The organism is Promicromonospora kroppenstedtii DSM 19349 (assembly GCF_000515355.1).
Taxonomy (GTDB): domain Bacteria; phylum Actinomycetota; class Actinomycetes; order Actinomycetales; family Cellulomonadaceae; genus Promicromonospora; species Promicromonospora kroppenstedtii.
In genome coordinates, this window is the sequence record NZ_KI911600.1 from 1,505 (window position 1) to 2,570 (window position 1,066).

At 72.0% G+C, this 1,066-nt stretch carries 2 protein-coding genes; both read right to left on the reverse strand.

Annotation, left to right across the window (positions count from 1 at the left end; genetic code table 11):
- Positions 1 to 211: hypothetical protein (locus PROKR_RS33660; protein ID WP_036959494.1), on the reverse strand; the 211-nt coding region annotated here is incomplete at its 3' end.
- The coding region (locus tag PROKR_RS03300) for a carbohydrate ABC transporter permease (RefSeq protein ID WP_036959495.1) at positions 208 to 1,066 on the reverse strand (859 nt) is incomplete at its 5' end. The genes PROKR_RS33660 and PROKR_RS03300, both read right to left, overlap by 4 nt.

Consider the following 1,066-nt stretch of genomic DNA (forward strand, 5'->3'; position numbering starts at 1 on the left):
CCACGAGCTCGGCGCCGTGCACGTTGCGGGTGCCGAGCGCGGTGGCTTCCAGCGGGAGCAGATCGAGGTCGGCCTCGAAGGAGGACGTCGCCGCCACGGGCGCCGTCGCCTCCGCGGCGGCGGGTCCCCAGCCGACGGCGACCAGCCCGGCCCCCCGCGGCGCCTCGCCCACGACGTACTGACCCGTACGGGTCGGGAGAATCCAGGTCACTTGTTGGCTCCTACGAGAAGTCCGGACACGAACTGCTTCTGGAACAGGAAGAACACGATCGCCGTCGGCACGGCCGCGATCAGCGCGCCCGCCGCGACCACGTTCCACGCGCTCGCGAACCCGCCCTGCAGGTTGAGCAGGGCCGCGGTGATGGGGAACTTGGCCTCCGTACGCAGCACCGTCATCGCCCAGATCAGGTCGTTGAAGATCCAGGTGGTGGCCAGGGCCGCGAGCGCCGCCAGCGACGGCCGCGACAGGGGCAGCACGATGCGCCAGAAGATGCCGCCAGGGCCCGCGCCGTCGAGCCGCGCGGCCTCGAAGACCTCGTTCGGGAGGCTGCGCATGAACCCGTGCAGCACGAAGGTGTAGAAGCCGATGCCGAACCCCACCTGGACCACGACGAGCGCGGTGAGCGTGTCGCCGATGCCGATGGCCTCGGTGATGGACGAGACCGGGACGAGCAGGATCTGCGGGGGCAGCAGGTTCCCGGCGAGCATGGTGAGCAGGATGGTCCGCCGGAACGGGATGTCGAACCGGCTCAGGGCGTAGGCGGCGAAGGACGACAGGGCGAGCGAGGCGACGACGGCGCACACGGTGACGAGCACGCTGTTGCCGAGCGAGCGCAGCACGCCGCCCTGGGTGAGCGCCGTGGCGAAGCCGTCGAGGCTGAACGACGCCGGGAACGCGCCCAGGCCGCGGCCCGCGATGTCGTCGTAGGAGCGGATCGCGACGAACAGCACGAAGACGATGGGGCTGAGCCACAGCAGCGTGACCGGGACCATCGCGACGTGCAGCCACGGCGAGCGGGCGGGCTTGGGCCGGCGGAGCCGCGGGGCGGGCCGGTCGCGGACCGCC